The following is a 19,427-nucleotide window of genomic DNA, read 5'->3' as shown; positions in this document are numbered from 1 at the left end:
TTTGCGGTGAAGACACTACTGAATGAAGACGTACTTTCGCTTATTATCATACGCCAAACCGTTGGGGCGGTTCATCGTTGGATTCCTGCCAACCTCGTTGCTGGCCAGCGTGTTCGCGGTGCTGAACCTGACGCTCCTGATTCCGCTGCTTAACGTACTGTTCGATCAGATCAGTCCGCAGGAACGCCAGACTTTGTTAAGCCAGCCAGCCCCTGATTTTTCGCTTAATCCGAGTGAGCTGGCCGATCTGTTCCGCTATTATTTCGTGCAGTATTTCCAGGAATACGGTCGGGCGGGCGCGTTGCAATTTGTCTGCGTCGTGATCATCCTGTCCGTACTATTGAGCAACATTTTCAAATACCTGTCTGTCCGTCAACTGGAAACCTTCAAGGCCCGGATGGTAGCGCAACTGCGCGAGGCCGTGTTCGGGCGGGCGGTTCGGCTCCACCTCGGCTTTTTTTCGAACGAGCGCAAAGGAAATCTCATTTCCCGTATCATGACCGACGTGCAGGAAGTTGAAAACTCGATTGCCAATACGTTGTCGGCGGCTATTAAAGAGATTTTTCTGCTCATCGGCTACCTCTACGCGCTCTTTAACATCTCGGTTTCGCTTACCCTGTTTGCCTTCATCGTAATTCCCGTGTCCGGCGTGTTCATTGCTACGTTGGTTAAGCGTATGAAGCGCGACGCCCAGGAAGGCCAGCACCGGCTCGCCGGACTCATCAGTCTGCTCGATGAAACCTTCGGCGGTATGCGTGTTGTGAAGGGATTCAATGCCGAGCCCTACGTGATGGGTAAGTTTCAGGAAGAAAACCAGGCGTATCGCCGGGCCGTACGGTCGCTGGCGAATCGGCGGGAACTGGCGTCGCCGTTTTCGGAATTCATGGGCGTAACGGTTGTGGCGGGCATCCTGCTGTACGGCGGGTCGCTGGTGTTGTCGAACCAGTCGGACCTGTCGCCGTCGCAGTTCATTGCATATATCGCTATTTTCTCGCAGGTGATGCGACCGGCCAAAGACATCTCCAATGCGTTCAGCAGTGCCCAGCGTGGATTGGCCTCCGGTGAGCGGGTGCTGGAATTGATCGATACCGAATCGGCCATTCAGGATAAGCCTGGTGCCGTTGAACTGACGGCCTTCCGCGACCGGATCAGCGTGAAGAACGTATCGTTTGCCTACCAACCCGACGTACCGGTGCTGCGGAACATCAGCTTCGATCTGCCGAGGGGGAAAACCGTTGCGCTTGTGGGGTCTTCAGGGGGCGGCAAGTCAACCATTGCCGACCTGATTCCGCGCTTTTACGATCCGACCGCCGGTCAGATCTTAATCGACGGTGTTGACCTGCGCGACTGCACTACGGAATCGCTGCGGACGCAGATGGGCATCGTGACGCAGGAAAGCATTCTGTTCAACGATACGATCTTCAACAACATCGCCTTTGGTAGTTCGGCCACACCGCAGCAGGTTGAGGAAGCCGCCCGCATTGCCAACGCCCACGATTTCATTGTGGCGCAGCCCGACGGCTACCAGACCGTCATCGGCGATCGGGGCAGCAAGCTGTCGGGCGGGCAGCGGCAACGGATCAGCATCGCCCGTGCCATTCTGAAAAATCCGCCCATTCTAATTCTTGACGAAGCTACGTCGGCCCTTGATACGGAATCGGAAAAGCTGGTACAGGAAGCTCTGACCCGCCTGATGGCCAACCGAACTACGTTGGTGATCGCACACCGGCTCAGCACCATCCAACACGCCGATGAGATTCTGGTGGTGCATCAGGGACGTATCATCGAGCGCGGTCGCCACGACGAGCTGGTGTCGCTGGACGAAGGTTTCTACCGGAAACTGAGCACGATGCAGAGCGTATAACCTGACCGTTGTTACCTAAACGTGTTCAGAGATCAGGTGAAGCAGATCGTACAATCTTTGGATTAGCCCTGATGCTACGATAGGCTTAATGGTTTCCCGAGTTATTTGTTGTCAGGTAAAGGTCCGTGTAGGCTGATCATTAGTCCGCCCGGTCAGGTTCCCAGGACCTTGCCGGGCGGATTTCTGGTATTTGGGCTTTTAGTAAAATTCCCGTACTAGTAAGCTGTTAATTGACAGTGACGGCAATAAATATTTAACAATACGTAGGTGTAATAGGCTTTTATAAATTTTTTGCATCCGTTCGTGAAATAGAAGGCCATTCCCTCAGTTTCAATCAAAAGAGATAAAATTATACATATCAACAAATCTACGTGACTGATCCGTGCGTACTTATGGTACTTCTTCGATGAATGGGGAAGTGGCAAACCAAACTTTTGTACTCAATGGAAAATCAGTCTAATGGCCACACTGACGTTCGTCAGTTGCTGTCCGGCAAAGAGTCCGCAGCACTTGGCCGCCGGATGTTCATGCGCTACCTCGGGGTAACCGCGGCAGCAGGTGTGGCATTAAGTGCCTGCCAAAACGAAATTGTTGACCCTACCGCTACGGCCCGGAACGCACGCGAAGGGTTCAGAACCATTGACTTTGGGGACGTTGGTAACAACGATGTAACGGTGCTCAACTACGCCTACGCGCTGGAGCAATTAGAAGCAGCTTTTTACACGCAGGTCATAGCAACGCCATATTCGGGCATTACGGATATGGAACGGAGAATTTTGACCGATATCCGCGACCACGAGATCGTTCACCGCGAGTTGTTTAAAGCTGCACTGGGTAGTGCTGCCATCCCCGGCCTGACCCCCGATTTCAGCAGCATCAATTTCAGTAGCCGTGCTGCGGTACTGGGCGCAGCCCGCCTGTTCGAGAACATCGGCGTATCGGCTTACAACGGTGCTGGTCAGTACATCATGAGCGCCGACTATCTGACGCTGGCAGGTAAGATCGTATCCGTAGAAGCTCGTCATGCTTCCATTATCAGCACACTGATCGAGCCGCAGAGCCGTTCGTTCGCCGGTGACGATGTTATCTTCCCGAGCACAGGACTGGAAGAAATTCGGGTGCCGGTAGAGGTACTGGCGCTGGTAACACCGTACATAAAAGAAACTCTCAACGGCATGAACGTGCGTCGTCGCGCATAACCCCCTAATCGCCATGAATCTCCAAAACATACTGAATGAAATTGAAAAGGTCGATGCTGACATGTACGAGCGTCTGGACCATGTAACGCGTCGCCATGTATTTCAGGGCTGGCTGAAAAAAGCTCTGGTCGGTACGGCCCCCGTAGCTTTCTCGGCCGTATTGAACAAGGCGTATGCGCAAAATAACGTAGTGGCCGAGGTGTTGAACTTCGCCCTGACGCTGGAATACCTCGAAGCCGAATTTTATAACAAGAGCCTGGCATCTGGTATCATTCCGGCTATGGCGCGGCCTTATTATGAGCAGATTGCCAAGCACGAAAACGCACACGTTGACGTGCTGAAAGGGGCGCTGGGTTCAGCGGCCGTGATGAAGCCGAATTTCGACTTCACAGCCAAAGGGACTTTTGCCGACGTGTTCTCTAACGTTCAGACGAACTACGCCGTAGCCCAGGCTTTTGAAGATACAGGTGTACGAGCTTATAAAGGGCAGGCTGCCCGGTTGCTGGTATCGCCCGAAGTGCTGACGGTAGCTCTGCAGATTCACTCGGTAGAAGCTCGTCACGCAGCCCGGATTCGCTATCTGCGGGGCGAGAAAGGCTGGATTACGCTGGCTAACGGGGCTCCGCAGGGAGTTTACACCGGCGACGAAGCACAAATCCAGGCTGGGGTCGATCTGGTTCAGCTTACTGGCCTTCCGGCAACAGTTGTTTCAGAAGCGTTCGACGAACCACTATCGCGGGAAAGCGTACTGGGTATCGTTACGCCGTTTCTGGCTTAATCGACCAGTTGGGAAAATCGCGAGCGCCGGGCCTGTGCCCGGCGCTCTTTTGTTTGTTAGGGGGCTGAGGCCGTTACACTGCGCAATCGCAACGTAGAGCCTTTTTCGAACGGTTCCTGCCCGGGTGTCGGGTCGAGACTGATCTGTTTGATAACGCCCTCCCAGCCGGGAACGCCGTTCAGGTTGATTTCGTAGGTTCGGTATTGCCCATCACCAATAATCGGGAAATCGATGAATCGGCCGTTGATGGCGTAGAAATCTACTTCGTCAGGCTTCCGCCAACTGAAACGCGCGGTTGTAGACCTGGTCTGAAAAGCGGCCTGAATGTAAATCCTGGGGACTTCCGTTGCCTGCCAGAACACCAGCGGACTGCTGACCCGGAAATTCACTTTCGAGGTATCGACCCGGCTCCAGCGGATGTTGAGTTCGTTGCGAATCGGCCAGCCGCTATCCGTTGCGTTGCTGTAGTACCAGCCCTGCCGGTCGTTTACAAACCGATAGTTCGGAACCCGGGCTGGGCGGGGCTGGCTGTAGACGTACTGCCGAACATCGGTTATGGAGCCCAGGATCAGGGTGTAATCAAATTCATACTGACCGTTGTGATCGATCAGCAGAAAATCTTCCGCGTTGACGTAGCCGCTCGAAAAATCATATTCGCCTGAGGTCCGGGAGTTTCCCATAAACGACGACCGATAGCGGAATTCGTTGGGTCGATACAAACCAACGCCCCGGCCCTGTTCGTTGAATAACCCAATCCAGTTCTCGGTCGAATACCGATTGGTGACGCCCGCTTCGGTGAACTCCGAAACGGGGGCGTTGGTAAACGGTTGCAGACCGGTGTAACCAATCATCCGGTAGTAAGGACCGTTCAGGTACACACAGGGCGACTCCTGCGTACGCGCTTCGTATTGGGTCGTATCGGGGCGGTTCACGGCAAACCGGCAACGAACGTGAACCCGGTTTTCTTTTAACTCAATCCAGTGTTCCATTACGCACTCGGCCGGCTCGTTAAACAAGGGCCAGATCAGGGGCACAGTTTTTACGTACAGAGTGGTTTCGCCCTGCTGGTAGCTTACAACGCGGGCCGGGTTGTTGTAATAATCGCCGGTTTGAACGGGATTCCAGCCGAGCGTGCGCCATTGGGGGACGGGCTGTTTGCCGTTGATGACGTACGGAATCGGACCGGCATACAGCGAGGTTTGTATCTGTCGGCCAAGATCCACGTTGTTGACCATATTGACACTGCTGCTGGCTTCAGACAGGTACGTAATGGCTCCTCCGGCGTTCAGATCGATGCCAAGCCGAACCTGCCCGTTTGAGATGAACAGGCGTTTCTGCGGAGTAGGCTGTTGCTGCGGAGGCAGCCCGCCATTACCGGGGTTGGTCGGTGGGCGTTGGGGGGCGACGTAATCTTCCGGCCCTATTACCTGAACGCACGAAAGGACAAGACAGGTAAGCAGCAAAAAAAGGCAATAAAGATACGGTCGGTGCATAGCGGGAGGAATTTATGGTAAAAATAAGATCATCAACCTGTTTTTGTTCGATTTACCTTTTCAATTTCCTTCGCCATACGCTAATTTTGCGTAATTTTTGACCAGACAGAAACGGATCGGTCCGACAAATCGGGGCTGATTGTCACCCATCCCGTTTCGCTCGGCAGTCGGTTCGGTTTCGGCGAGGTCAATGATGGTTTTGTCATTGATTACTAATTAGATCATTATTCAAGCTAATAATTGACTAGTTAATAGCCGCTTATTAACCACCAATGCCCAAAAATCCCAACATCCGCTCAGTACTCATTATCGGCTCCGGCCCCATCATCATCGGCCAGGCGTGTGAATTTGACTACTCCGGCTCTCAGGCTGCCCGCTCACTCCGGGAAGAAGGTATCGAAGTGGCGCTGATCAACTCCAATCCGGCGACGATCATGACCGACCCGATCAACGCTGATCACGTCTACCTCAAGCCCCTCGAAAAGAAATACATCATCGAAATCCTGGAGAAACACCGGGATATGGGCCGTCCCATCGACGCGGTGTTGCCAACGATGGGTGGCCAAACGGCGCTGAACCTGGCCATCGACTGCGACAAGGCAGGTATCTGGACCAAATACGATGTGCAGATCATCGGCGTGGATATCAAAGCCATTGAGACAACCGAGGACCGCGAAAAATTCCGGCTCCTGATGCTCAAACTGGGCGCGGGCGTTTGTAAAGGCCGTACCGCCCGCTCATTCCTGGAGGGTAAAGAAATTGCGCAGGAGATCGGCTTCCCACTCGTTATTCGTCCGTCGTTTACGCTGGGCGGGACCGGCGGTGGTTTTGTGAATACGCCTGAGGAGTTCGACAAAGCCCTTACGCACGGGCTGCATGCATCACCCGTACATGAGGTGCTGGTCGAGCAGAGTGTTCTGGGCTGGAAAGAATACGAACTTGAATTACTGCGGGATGGTAACGGCAACTTCATCATTGTCTGCTCCATCGAGAACTTCGATCCGATGGGCGTCCATACGGGCGACTCCATTACGGTAGCCCCGGCTATGACCCTGCCCGATACGCTCTACCAGCAGATGCGTGATCTGGCGATCCGGGTGATGAACGGCATCGGACAGTTTGCGGGTGGGTGTAACATTCAGTTTTCGGTCAATCCCGAAACCGACGATATCATTGTGATCGAAGTAAACCCACGGGTGAGCCGGTCGTCGGCGCTGGCATCGAAAGCAACGGGCTACCCCATTGCCAAGATTGCCGCCAAAATGGCTATTGGGTATAATCTTGATGAACTGATCAACCCAATCACAGGTACTACGTCGGCGTTCTTCGAGCCGGCCATCGACTACGTGATCGTGAAAGTGCCGCGCTGGAATTTCGACAAGTTTCCGGGAGCCGACCGGTCGCTGGGTTTGCAGATGAAGTCGGTGGGCGAGGCCATGGGTATCGGCCGGAATTTCCAGGAAGCTCTGCAAAAGGCGTGTCAGTCACTCGAAATTCGGCGGAATGGTCTCGGTGCCGACGGTCGTGAACTGACCAATCAGGAGGAACTGAAACAATCGCTGGCGCATCCGAGCTGGAACCGGCTGTTTCATATCTACGATGCGTTCAAAGCGGGCATGTCCTTCCGCACTATTCAGAAGCTGACAAAGATTGACCCGTGGTTCCTGCACCAGATTGAAGAGCTGATCGAACTGGAGCGCGAAATTCAGCAGTACGACCTGGAAGACCTTCCCCCCGAACTGCTCCGCACCGCCAAGCAGAAAGGCTACGCCGACCGGCAGTTGGCGCACCTGCTGAGCGTGAAGGAAAGTAAAGTGTATCAGTATCGTCAACAACACAATATCCGTCGGGTGTTTAAATGCGTGGATACCTGCGCGGCTGAGTTTGAGGCTAAAACGCCGTACTACTATTCGACGTTTAACAACCAGGTGCCCATCACGCAAGACCGTCCCGAGCCGGTGTCGGACCTGCCCGGTAACGAATCCATCCGGAGCAACCGGAAGAAGATTGTCGTGCTGGGTTCCGGACCAAACCGTATTGGTCAGGGTATTGAGTTTGACTACTCCTGCGTGCACGGCGTACTGGCCGCCAAAGAGGCTGGTTACGAAACCATTATGATTAACTGCAACCCGGAAACGGTGTCGACCGATCCGGACATTGCCGATAAGCTGTATTTCGAGCCGGTGTTCTGGGAGCACGTTCATGCTATCATCATGCATGAGCAGCCCGAGGGCGTTATTGTGCAGTTGGGTGGGCAAACGGCCCTGAAAATGGCCGAGAAGCTAACCCGCTACGGTATCAAAATCATCGGAACAAGCTGGGAAGCACTCGACCTGGCCGAAGACCGGGGCCATTTCTCCGAGATGCTGCGCAAGCTCGACATTCCGTATCCGAAGTTCGGTACGGTACGCGAGTCGGAAGGTGCGCTGGAACTGTCGCGGGAGCTGGGCTTCCCCTTGCTGGTACGGCCGAGCTACGTACTGGGCGGTCAGAGCATGAAGATCGTCATCAATGAAACGGAACTGGAGCAGCACGTGATGAAAATTCTGAACGACATTCCGGATAACAACATCCTGCTCGATCACTTCCTGGAGAACGCCATAGAAGCCGAAGCGGATGCTATCTGCGACGGCAAGGACGTGTACATCATTGGTATCATGGAGCACATTGAACCGGCTGGTATTCACTCCGGCGACTCCTACGCCGTACTGCCGACCTTCGACCTGAGTGAGAACGTAATCCGGCAGATCGAGGAGTACACCAAGAAGATTGCCGTGGCACTGCGTACTGTTGGTCTGATCAACATCCAGTTTGCGATCAAAGATGAGCAGGTGTATGTCATCGAAGCCAACCCACGGGCGTCGCGGACGGTGCCGTTCATCTGCAAAGCCTACCAGGAGCCGTATGTCAACTACGCCACTAAGGTGATGCTGGGCGACAAGAAAGTGAAGGATTTTGACTTCAAGCCGGTCAAGAAAGGCTATGCGATCAAGATTCCAGTGTTCTCATTCAACAAATTTCCGAACGTGAACAAGGAGCTTGGGCCAGAGATGAAGTCGACGGGTGAAGGTATCTATTTCATCGACGACCTGACCGACGATTTCTTTCAGAAGGTCTACTCCGAGCGGAATCTGTACCTGAGCCGGTAGGCCGGAGTGGAGTATTTATGGTTGTGCCACAGCTTCATGAAGCTGTGGCACAACTGTTTTTGGTGTTCTGCGTTACTAAATAAAGCATCAACGAACATCGCTATGAAACCTGCTTTGCCGATACGGGCTGTCGCATTTATGGTATTGACAGCCTTGTTTGTTAGCTGCCGTGAGGAAGCCGAAACGGAGCCAGACACAACGCCAACGTCTACGGATGCACCGGCCGTTCGTACTGAGAACGTACTGACGGGCTATGAGATCATATGGGGCATGGACTTCCTGCCCACCGGCGATTTATTATTTACTGAAAAGCGGGGCCGTATTTTCCGCTTTGCCAATGGGACCGCTACCGAACTGATGGGCTTGCCTACTGACATTGATGCCAGAGGGCAGGGTGGGTTGCTTGATCTGCGCGTACATCCCAATTATGCCAGCAACGGCTGGGTATATGTAGCCTATTCGAGTTCGTCGGCGGGTAGTGGAGCCACCCGGCTTAATCTGATCCGATTTAAGATCAACGGAAATCAGATCACCGAGCTGTCGAATATCTTCCGGACGGTGGCCACCAACACCTGGCAGGGGCACTATGGCGGGCGTATTGAATTTGATCGAAACGGGCTGGTGTATCTCAGTGTCGGCGAAGGCGGACCCAGCAGCTACGGTGGCGCTACGTCTCCAAATCAGAATGCCCAGACCCTCAGTAACGAGTGGGGCAAAATTCACCGCTTGACCGAATCGGGCGGAGTTCCTGCCGATAATCCGGTGCTACCTGGCCGAACAGGCCCAACAACGATCTATTCGTATGGACACCGTAATCCGCAGGGGTTGGCGCTCAACCCGGCCACGGGCGATCTGTGGGCCACTGAACACGGGCCGCGTGGGGGCGACGAGCTGAATATCATTCAGGCAGGCCGCAACTACGGCTGGCCGCTGGTGTCCAATGGTGTTAATTACAACGGTCAACCCGTTGCCGATAGCCCGACACGCGAGGGGATTCAGGCTCCGATTTACACCTGGACTCCGTCGATGGGACCGTCTGGATTAGCGTTTGTCACAAGCGATGCGTTCAAGAACTGGAAGGGCGATCTGTTTGCCGGGGCGCTGGCGCTGACTTACCTCAGTCGCCTGGATATTGACGGAAACCGCGTCGTGGGCGAAGAACGATTGATGAATCAGCAGGGCCGAGTACGGAACGTGAAACAAGGCCCCGATGGTAATCTGTATATGTCGATTGAAGGGCCGGGCCGGATTGTTCGGCTGGTGCCCGAGTAGGATAAGAGATTCGACTGGCAAAGGACGCCTGGCTAAACTTTTAGCCAGGCGTCTGAGTTTGCGCTTCATGAACCTACAATCTACTGTCACGCTTAACAACGGCGTCGAGATGCCTTTGCTTGGCCTCGGCGTGTATGCTCCCCGCCACAACAACGAAGTACAACAGGCCGTCGAGTGGGCGCTCGAAGCAGGCTGCCGGCTGATCGATACGGCCAGCATCTACGGTAACGAGCGCGAAGTGGCCGATGCCATTGCCGCCAGCGGCATCCCGCGTCAGGAAATATTTCTCACTACCAAAGTCTGGAACGACGATGAAGGTTACGATACCACACTGGCCGCCTTTGACAAAAGTCTGGAAAAGCTGAAAACCGATTACGTCGATCTGTACCTGATCCACTGGCCCATTCGGGAGAAGCGGCTCGATACGTGGCGTGCACTAGAAAAGCTGTATGGCGATGAACGCGTACGGGCCATCGGCGTATCGAATTATTACCAACCGCATCTGGACGAACTCTTCACGATTGCCAACGTAACGCCGGCTGTCAATCAGTTTGAATTTAGTCCATACTGCAACCCAGCCGACGTAGTAGCGTACTGCCGTCAGAAAGGCATCCAGCCCGAGGGCTATGCGCCCCTGGTACGGGGCGAAAAAAGCGGTGATCCCCGATTGATAGCCCTGGCCGGGAAATACGGTAAGAGCACGTATCAGCTTCTCGTAAAATGGTCGCTGCAACAAGGCGTTGTCACGATTCCCAAATCCGTGAAGAAGGAACGTATTCAGGAAAATTTCAGCGTGTTTGATTTTACCATCACCGACGAGGACATGGCTGAGATGAACACCTGGCATGACAATACGCGCGTAGCCTGGAATCCGATGGATTTTTAGAAAATAGGCCAAAACAAAACCGCCACAAGCCAAAGGCATGTGGCGGTCCACTGTTTGTACACTCACTTTATTTAAAACCCTAGTTCAAGAGCTGAACCACGAAATCGACAGGACGCTACGTGGTACTCTTCACGAGATTAATACTTGTATAGTAAAGGCAAGCGCTCTGACTTATAGTGTTTTACGTGATTTGTCAGATCGCTTTGCCGATCAGTAGTCCGGCTTTTCGCTTATGCATACGAATAAGTGCGGAGTTTGGATTGCCAGCCTTTCAAAAAAGTTAAAAAAATATCTCAAATCATATACCTACTTTGATCGTTCCAGGGCGCCTGCGTCGGATTCAGCCGTAAAATATGGTCACCTGTCGTATATTAGTATTTTGCATTATAAAAATGCCATTTCATGATTCAGGTCGTTAACAGAGCCTTAGATATACTGGAACAAATTGCCGCTGATCCGGAAAAACCCAAATCGTTGAGTGATATAGCTGATCCACTGGGGTTAAATCACGGAACGTGCGCCAACATTCTGAAAACCCTGGTCAGCCGAAACTACGTAGAGCAGGTTGGTACCAAAAAAGGATACATATTAGGAGCAAAATCGTATAGCCTGACGGGGAATGACGCGTACCGGAAAGATCTGCTGGATGCCGCCCGGGAAGAAATGGATTTATTAACCCGGAAAGTGAACGAAAACTGTTTGCTGGCCATCCTGAAAGGCAATATGCGTCAGGTCGTGTTACGGACCTACGCTGAACAGGACCTACAGGTGAGAACTGCCGACGAAAAACACGTGTATGATTCGGCATCGGGGCGGCTGCTGGTAGCGACGCTCTCGGATGTTGATCTGGAGCGATTTGTCCGCAAATTTGGTTTGCCATCTTCAGAGGTCTGGCCGGAAGCGGATACCGATGAAAAGTTTCAAACCTGCATCAACGTGATTCGATCGCAGGGGTATGCACTCCAGGCATTATCAAAACGGCAGATCATTGGCCTTGCCGTTGCCGTATACAAACACAAGAACGTAGTGGCCAGCCTGAGTATATACCTGCCCGAATACCGGTATTCGATGGCGGAAAAAACGGATTTGATCCAATTGCTACAAAAAACAGCAAACCATATCTCCGGTCGGCTATTGTAATTTACTTCCCTGCTGGCTCCATAGCAAAGTCAATGTAGGAGAGGCTAGCCTAAAGCCTTTCTTAATACCTCATTTGGTCCCCAAGGCAAATATTTAGAAAAAAATCGCAAAAAAATTTGACTTAATTCATAAAGCTGTCTATTATTGATTCATTATAAAAATGAATTTTATAATATAAAAATTAAACCCTGCTTCAATGAAATTTACAGTCTACGTAAAACTGCTGATGAGCATATTTATGGCTCTAGGCACCGGGATGCTCTGGGCACAGAACCAGACCGTTTCCGGGAAGGTGACAGGGGCTGGCGAGGAAATCGCTTTACCAGGAACAACTATTTCGCTCAAAGGAACCACCACCGGCACAACAACCGATGCAAACGGTATGTATCGCATCAACGTCCCTACCAGTGGTGGAACCCTGGTGTTTTCGTCGGTGGGTTATCAGAGCCAGGAAGTAGCCATCAATGGACAATCTGTTATTGATGTCAAGCTGGTTGCTGACGAACGGCAACTGAACGAAGTCGTTGTGGTTGGCTACGGTACCGTCAAGAAAAGTGATCTGACCGGTTCGCTGGCACAGGTGAAAGCCAAGGAAATTAATGCATTTCCGGCTACGAACGTATTGCAGGCACTATCTGGGCGGGCTCCCGGCGTACAGGTTACGCAAAACAACGGTTCGCCGGGCGGGGGCGTCAGTGTGCGAATCCGGGGTACCAATTCCATCCAGGGGAGTAACGAGCCGCTGTACGTGATTGATGGTTTTCCTATCTCGGGCAGTAACCCAACGGTGCTGAATAACTCCGATATTGAATCCATCGAAATCCTGAAAGATGCGAGCGCAACGGCTATCTACGGGTCTCGGGGGGCCAACGGGGTGGTGCTGATTACGACAAAACGCGGAAAGACCGGGCGGACTACGGTCGATTACGACGGTAGTTACAGCATTCAGTCGCTTCGCAAAAAGCTGGAACTCATGAACGCCAGGGAGTACGCTACGTTCTACAACGAGCAGGCCACCAACGATAACGTAACGCCTTACTTCACCCAGGCTCAGATCAATGCGCTCGGCGAAGGGTACGACTGGCAGGATTTGATTTTTCAGCGGGCACCGATCAACAACCACAACCTGACCGTCAGTGGGGGCTCCGAAAAAACGCAGTTTTCGGTAAGCGGCAGTGTGTTTAAGCAGGAAGGTATTGTTATCGGCAGCGGGTATGATCGGTATTCATTGCGCGCTAACATTAACAATGACATCAGCAAGAAATTCAGTCTCAGCTACGGCGCTACGTTGACGCGGGTCAATACCGACCGCCGTAATTCATCAGGGGGCAATCGGGGTGGTTCGATGATCTCGGCTGCGCTTTCCGCCTATCCCACATTGACACCGTATAACGAAGATGGCTCGTACCGGGTACTGGCCACGGCTTACCCCTGGGGATCGAACGTACTGGTTAACCCGATCAACTTTATCAATGAGCAAACCGACCGGGTGGTGTCCAATAAAGTGCTGGCTAATGCCGCCGTTACGTTCCGGCCTATTCCTGAGATAGCGATCCGGATTTCGGGTGGGGTGGAGAATAACGACGACCGCAATGATGCCTACACCACACGCAACTTTGTCAATTCGCAGGGAAGCGCCAGCATTGGTACGACGCAGTTCACCAGCCTGCTGAACGAGAATACCATTACGTACACCAAAACCATTGCCGACAAGCACAACATCTCGGCCCTGGGCGGTTTTACGTACCAGGACTTTGTAACCACGACGCTGAATGCCTCCGGTAATGGCTACATCAGTGATGCCAGCGAAACCTACGACGTAGGGGCGGCTATTACGCCGGGCGTACCGAATTCGGCCTTCTCCAAGGCTACGCTGCTGTCGTACCTGGGTCGGGTAAATTACAGCTACAAAGGCAAATACCTGGCAACAGCCAGTTTTCGGGCCGATGGGTCGTCGCGCTACAGCGAGGGAAGCAAGTGGGGGTATTTTCCGTCGGGAGCGCTGGCCTGGCGCGTTTCAGAAGAACCGTTTATGAAAAGTATATCGTTCCTGACCGACCTGAAGCTACGTGTCGGGTATGGAGCAACCGGCAGCCAGGCTATCAATCCGTATGCTACGTTGAACCAGTTGGGATCGGGCAAGACGGTTTTCGACGATGCGTTGTACACGACCTACGCGCCGGGAACTCGCTTGCCGGGCAACCTGAAGTGGGAAACAACCGAGCAGACCGATTTTGGCATCGACGCTGGCTTCTGGAGCAACCGCATCCGGGTTACGGCTGATTACTACATTAAAAATACCCGCGATCTGCTGAATACGGTCCAGCTTCCATCGTCGCTGGGCTTTACGAGCACGATTCAGAACGTCGGCTCGATCCAGAACAAAGGCTTCGAACTGGCAGTCGATGCCAATCTGGTGAACAAAGCCTTCCGGTGGGATGTGTCGGGCAACATTGCCTTCAACCGTAACCGGGTCGTCAAACTGTACGGCGGTAAGGACGTACTGGGATCGGCTATCAACATCACGGTCGTCAACGATGTGATTAACATACTACGTGAGGGACAGCCCCTGGGTGTGTTTTACGGCTACGTTGAAAAGGGGTATGATGACAAAGGCAAGATCACGTATCAGGACCTGAACGGCGACGGTTCCATCAACATCAACGACAAGACGATCATCGGTAATCCAAATCCGGATTTCATCTACGGGTTCAATTCGACAATGGCTTTCAAAGGCCTGGAGCTGACCTTCTTCATCCAGGGCTCGCAGGGGAACGATATCTTTAACCTGAGTTCAGTAAACCAGACCCTCGACTATGGTTTCGGGCTGAATATGCCGCGCGAAGTGTATCTCGATCACTGGACGCCGACCAATACGAACGCCAAATATCCCGTCATCAGCCGGACTACGCAGACCCAGATTTCGAATCGCTTCGTTGAGGATGGTTCATACGTTCGGTTGCGGAATATTCAGTTGGGTTATACGCTGCCCCTCCAGCAGTGGGGCGTCAACTGGATTCGAAACGCCCAGATTTACGTCAGCGGTCAGAATCTGCTCACGCTGACAAAATATTCGTGGTGGGACCCGGAGATTAACTCATACGGGGGTTCGAACTCCATTACGCAGGGCATTGATCACTACAGCTACCCGACGGCAAAATCCATTACGTTCGGCATTCGGGCTGGATTTTAATTCAACGAGCGAATGAGTTACGGCTTTGCTTTCCAGCCCTTGGAGCGCTCAGCCACGTTATCGCTCAATCGTACATCTACTCTTTGATACGTTCGCCATGAAAACTAACATAACGATTCGTTCAATCACCGCACGGCGGCCCGGTCAATCGCTCATTCTCTTATTCGCTCTTTCGCTTTTTCTGATGTCCTGCGAAGACGTACTGGTGGAAGAGACCAAATCGCTGGCGGTCGAAACGTTTTATAATACAACGGCCGAAGTGGAGTCTGCCGTGAATGCTATTTACGCACCATTACGGAACGACAACTGCCTGGGCGGGCTGTATCCGGCTCAGATGGAAGCGTACACCGATTACAGCTACGGCCGGGGTAGTTACGGTATCCTGAGTAATTTTCAGGGAATCGATAATACGAACATCACGCGGGTAGGGCAGATGTGGGACTTGTTTTACCTGTCTATCCGTAACGCAAATCTGGTGATTGCCAACGCGCCCAAAGGGGCCAGTTTGTCGGAAGCTGATAAGGCCCGGTTTGTTGCTGAAGCTCGCTTCATGCGGGCGCTCACGTACTTCTTTCTGGTCCGGAACTGGGCGGGCGTACCCATACGTACCGAGGCCAATATGACCGAGATGAGCCTGAAGCGGAACTCCGCCGATGAGGTGTATCAGCTCGTTATCAATGATCTCAAGTTTGCCGAGGAAAACCTGCCGGCCAAAGCTGCGCAGTCGGGCAGGCCGTCGAAATGGTCGGCCAAAATGGTGCTGGCTGACGTATATTTTTACCGGGGGCAATACGCCGAAGCCCGTGACAAAGCTGACGAAGTGATCAAGTCCAATACGTATTCGCTCGTACCAGTAACGACGTCGGAGGATTTCCTGAAGATTTTCGGTGCTGACGTCATTTCAACCAGCGAAGAGATTTTCTATCTGAAGTACACTCGGCTCAATGGACAGGGTTTCAATTTGGTCATGTTTGCGCATCATCCGGGGGCGCGTCTGCACGGAGCGGGTGGTTACTTTGCGCACTACACCGACAGCAATCTGAATAACGTATACAAAAACTGGGACAGCAAAGATCTGCGGAAGGAGTACAATTGGTATCCCTATAACATTGGTCTGGGAGCCAATACGTTTTTGAACCGTAAATTCCGCGATCCGGCGGCTACGGGAGCCTCGGCGGCTGCCAACGATTACCCGCTCTACCGCTACGCCGACGTTCTGCTGCTTTACGCGGAAGCCGCCAACCGGGCCGCCAATGGACCAACGGCTGCGGCTCTGGAAGCTCTCAATCAGGTGCACCGACGGGCGTATGGTAAAAATTCGACCCAACCCTCAGATGTGGATTTCAAGCTGGCGGATTACAATGCCCAGACCTTTACCGATCTGGTCATTAAGGAACGCGGCTATGAAACGCAGTATGAAGGCAAGCGCTGGCTCGACCTCAAGCGTACCGGCCGCGTTAAGGAGTTCGTTAAGGCCGGAACCGGCAAAGACGTAGCCGATAAGCATTTGCTGTGGCCGATTCCCGTATCAGAATTGAATTTTAATACGGCGCTGGACGCCAAGGCCGACCAGAATCCGGGGTATTAATTACTTTGTTCATAGGTTAGTTATGGTCAGGTAGCTGACTGAGTTGGCTACCTGATTTCTCCGCAACTCATTCCGTCCCATGATACTCAACAGGATTATAAGCCGGTTATTGATACTGACACCATTGTGGCTGGTTCCTCAACTGGCACCAGGCCAGTCAGTGTCCTATGTCCGGGTTAGTTCGACGTATCCAGCCTATTTTGAAACAACAGATCAGCAAACGTTCATTCCTGTGGGGCTTAACCTGTGCTGGCCGCGTTTCATTGATAATGAGGCAGAGGGATTAGCCAAGATGGAATTCTATTTCAAAGAATTACAGCAAAATGGCGGCAACTACGCCCGTATCTGGCTGAGTGCACCATTCTGGGAAATAGAGCCGGACAAAGCTGGAGTGTACAGCGACCAGAAACTGGATCGGTTAGACAAGCTTATGAACCTGGCTCAGCGCTATGGTATCCGGCTGAAGCTGTGCCTTGAAAATTTTCGGCAGCTCACTGACGCCCCGCCCAAGTTTGCGGGGTCAGTGCCTTTTGACCGGCCGATCTACCACGTTTCCAGGGGAGGACCATTGACAGATATGAACGAGTACCTGCAGGGTGATGCAGGGAAGCGGCTGTTCCGGCAACGGGCGCAGGCATTGGCAAAGCGGTTGGCAGCCCACCCCAACGTATTTGGTTGGGAGCTCTGGAACGAGATGGATGCTGTAAAAGCAACGGGTTGGGAAAGCTGGACAAAAACTATGCTGGAGGAATGTCAGCAGCTATTTCCCAATCACCTGGTCATGCAGAGCCTTGGCAGCTACGATAGTGAGCAGAAACGGGCTATGTATCATCGAATTGCATCCTTGCCTGCCAATGATGTAGCGCAGGTGCACCGATACCTTGATGAAGGGGCTCGCTGGGCCATTTGCCAGGCGCCGGTGGATCAGTTAGCCAGCCAGGGCGCTATTGATCTGCTGAGCGCTAAAGCAAACAAGCCCCTGCTCATAGCCGAGATTGGGGCAGTAGAGCCTAACCATGCCGGGCCGTGGAAACTATACCCAAACGATACGGCTGGAGTAGTGCTGCATGATCTACTCTTTGCTCCATTTTTTGCCGGGGCGGCTGGTCCTGGTCATGCGTGGCATTGGGACTCGTACGTAGAGAAAAATAACCTTTGGTGGCACTTCGGCCGCTTCGCTGAAGCCATTAACGGGTTTGATCCGGTTGCCCAGCGTACCGTAGCCTTTCAGGAACAATTGCCGGATCAGCTTAGCGTATATGGCCTGCGGGGTACCAGACAGATGCTGCTCTGGATACGAGACGGCGCTACTACCTGGCAAACGGAACTGGCCAGCTCACAGCCTGCCCGAACGGTACGAGGTGCCGCCCTATCCCTGACCAGCTCCTCCGTCAAACGGGTACGGTATTACAATCCGTGGACGAATCAATGGACGAACGGGCACTTATCAGGCAAATCCATTATGCTCCCAGACTTCACCCGATCGGTGGTCGTTAAACTGGACTTACAATGAACCGAATCCAAGGATTATGCTGGTTTATGCTGAGCTGCTGTTACCTACAGGCACAGCCTCTTACGTCGAATCGCTTGGACTCGCTCTGGAACGACCCGGTCCTGGAAGCCCGTATTGCCAATGGAATAGAAACCCATCGTAAGGGTGATTTTACGCTGGTGTTGAGTGATAAGCAAGGCAAGCCGCTACGAAACGCAACGGTCGAGATTCAGCAGATTGGACACGACTTTCAGTTTGGAGCCAACATCTTTATGCTGAATGGTTTCAGGACTGAAGCCGATAACCGACACTACGAGGAAACATTCAGGTCACTATTCAATACGGCCTGCGTGCCTTTTTACTGGAAAACACTGGAGCCTGAGCAGGGCAAGCTACGGTTTGCAGCTAACAGCTCCTCCATCTACCGTCGTCCGCCCCCCGACGTAGTGGTTGACTTTTGCAAGGCAAACGGATTGATGCTCAAAGGGCATACACTGGTCTGGGACCACCCAACGCATGGCGTTCCTGACTGGTTACCCGCCGATACAACGGAAGTGAAACGATTGATTGCGAAGCGAATCCAGGAGATAGCGGCCCGCTACGGTGGCCAGATTAAAACCTGGGATGTTGTTAACGAAGTCCTGAAAGGGCACCCGGATATACCCATGCCCCGGGAGTACGCGCTTTTTGCCTTTCGGGAAGCGCAGAAAGCTTTTCCGGCTGATACTCGCCTGTTTATCAACGAGGTGACACCCGAATCGTGGCAGAACTACCGGAAGGAGTATAGTCCGTATTACCTGCTCATTGAGAGCCTGAAAGCGAAAGGGGCTCGAATTGGCGGGATTGGGCTACAGTTTCACTTTTTTAATGAACAACTGCATGAGGACGTCGCCAATGGTAAAGCCATGATCCCCGGCGACCTGTTGCGGGTACTTGACCTCTACGGGCAGTTCGGCGTACCGCTTCACGTATCGGAGATTACTATCCCGACACTGCCGTACAATGAGGTGGGTTTGCAGCGACAGGCTACGCTCACGCGCAACTTCTATCGGCTCTGGTTCAGCCACCCGGCCGTGGGTGCCATTATCTGGTGGAATGTTGCCGACGGCACCGCAGTAGCGGGCGAGGACAAATGGAACGGTGGCCTGGTCAACAACGATTTTTCGCCCAAACCGGCTTATACCGCCCTGAATGACCTCATCAATAAGGAATGGAAAACCAGCCTGACAGCCCAACAGAAGGATACTGACCTGATTCGGTTCCGGGGTTTTTATGGTGAGTACGTCGTGCGGATCAGGCAGGGAAAAAAGGTGACTGAGCAACGCGTGCAGTTTTTGAAGAACAAATCAACCGAAGTTAAAATAAATCTTTAA

General features: G+C 52.9%; 12 protein-coding genes. 11 read left to right on the top strand and 1 reads right to left on the bottom strand.

Annotated elements, in window-relative coordinates:
- Window positions 1-22: 22 nt before the first annotated feature.
- The 3 genes from BN8_RS24175 to BN8_RS24165 all read left to right on the top strand — a co-directional run bounded on the left by BN8_RS24175 (window position 23) and on the right by BN8_RS24165 (window position 3,841).
- A complete protein-coding gene (locus BN8_RS24175; protein WP_009284575.1) occupies window positions 23-1,864 on the top strand; it encodes an ABC transporter ATP-binding protein in 1,842 nt (613 codons plus the stop codon).
- 443 nt (window positions 1,865-2,307) lie between these two features.
- Window positions 2,308-3,063 carry a ferritin-like domain-containing protein gene (locus BN8_RS24170; protein ID WP_040006490.1) on the top strand — a complete coding sequence of 252 codons (756 nt, stop codon included), beginning with the start codon at window positions 2,308-2,310 and terminating at the stop codon, window positions 3,061-3,063.
- Window positions 3,064-3,076: 13 nt separating this feature from the next.
- Window positions 3,077-3,841: a ferritin-like domain-containing protein gene (locus tag BN8_RS24165; RefSeq protein ID WP_009284573.1), complete on the top strand. Its 765-nt coding sequence runs from the start codon at window positions 3,077-3,079 to the stop codon at window positions 3,839-3,841.
- Between the two features lie 56 nt (window positions 3,842-3,897).
- Here BN8_RS24165 and BN8_RS24160 read toward each other — a convergent pair whose 3' ends face one another.
- Window positions 3,898-5,334, bottom strand: coding sequence for a hypothetical protein (locus BN8_RS24160; RefSeq protein WP_009284572.1), 1,437 nt, complete (start codon window positions 5,332-5,334; stop codon window positions 3,898-3,900).
- A 272-nt stretch (window positions 5,335-5,606) separates the two neighbouring features.
- On the opposite strand from BN8_RS24160, the gene carB reads away from it, so the two are divergent.
- The 8 genes from carB to BN8_RS24120 all read left to right on the top strand — a co-directional run bounded on the left by carB (window position 5,607) and on the right by BN8_RS24120 (window position 19,427).
- Window positions 5,607-8,483: a carbamoyl-phosphate synthase large subunit gene (carB, locus tag BN8_RS24155; protein ID WP_009284571.1), complete on the top strand. Its 2,877-nt coding sequence runs from the start codon at window positions 5,607-5,609 to the stop codon at window positions 8,481-8,483.
- Window positions 8,484-8,585: 102 nt separating this feature from the next.
- Window positions 8,586-9,755, top strand: coding sequence for a PQQ-dependent sugar dehydrogenase (locus BN8_RS24150; RefSeq protein WP_040006489.1), 1,170 nt, complete (start codon window positions 8,586-8,588; stop codon window positions 9,753-9,755).
- Window positions 9,756-9,822: 67 nt separating this feature from the next.
- On the top strand, window positions 9,823-10,641 hold the full coding sequence (locus BN8_RS24145) for an aldo/keto reductase (protein WP_040006488.1): 819 nt from the start codon (window positions 9,823-9,825) through the stop codon (window positions 10,639-10,641).
- 402 nt (window positions 10,642-11,043) lie between these two features.
- Window positions 11,044-11,781 carry an IclR family transcriptional regulator gene (locus tag BN8_RS24140; protein WP_009284568.1) on the top strand — a complete coding sequence of 246 codons (738 nt, stop codon included), beginning with the start codon at window positions 11,044-11,046 and terminating at the stop codon, window positions 11,779-11,781.
- A gap of 196 nt (window positions 11,782-11,977) precedes the next feature.
- Entirely contained in the window at window positions 11,978-14,974 is a 2,997-nt protein-coding gene (locus tag BN8_RS24135; protein ID WP_009284567.1) for a SusC/RagA family TonB-linked outer membrane protein, read from the top strand.
- A gap of 97 nt (window positions 14,975-15,071) precedes the next feature.
- Window positions 15,072-16,562 (top strand): RagB/SusD family nutrient uptake outer membrane protein, encoded by a 1,491-nt coding sequence (locus BN8_RS24130; protein WP_009284566.1) that lies wholly within the window; start codon window positions 15,072-15,074, stop codon window positions 16,560-16,562.
- 79 nt (window positions 16,563-16,641) lie between these two features.
- On the top strand, window positions 16,642-18,075 hold the full coding sequence (locus BN8_RS24125; RefSeq protein ID WP_009284565.1) for a glycoside hydrolase 5 family protein: 1,434 nt from the start codon (window positions 16,642-16,644) through the stop codon (window positions 18,073-18,075).
- On the top strand, window positions 18,072-19,427 hold the full coding sequence (locus tag BN8_RS24120; protein ID WP_051041125.1) for an endo-1,4-beta-xylanase: 1,356 nt from the start codon (window positions 18,072-18,074) through the stop codon (window positions 19,425-19,427). Before BN8_RS24125 ends, BN8_RS24120 begins: the two co-directional genes overlap by 4 nt.

This window comes from Fibrisoma limi BUZ 3, from assembly GCF_000296815.2.
Lineage (GTDB): Bacteria > Bacteroidota > Bacteroidia > Cytophagales > Spirosomataceae > Fibrisoma > Fibrisoma limi.
Note: the sequence above shows the minus strand (reverse complement) of the source record. Positions and strands in the feature narration are given on the sequence as shown.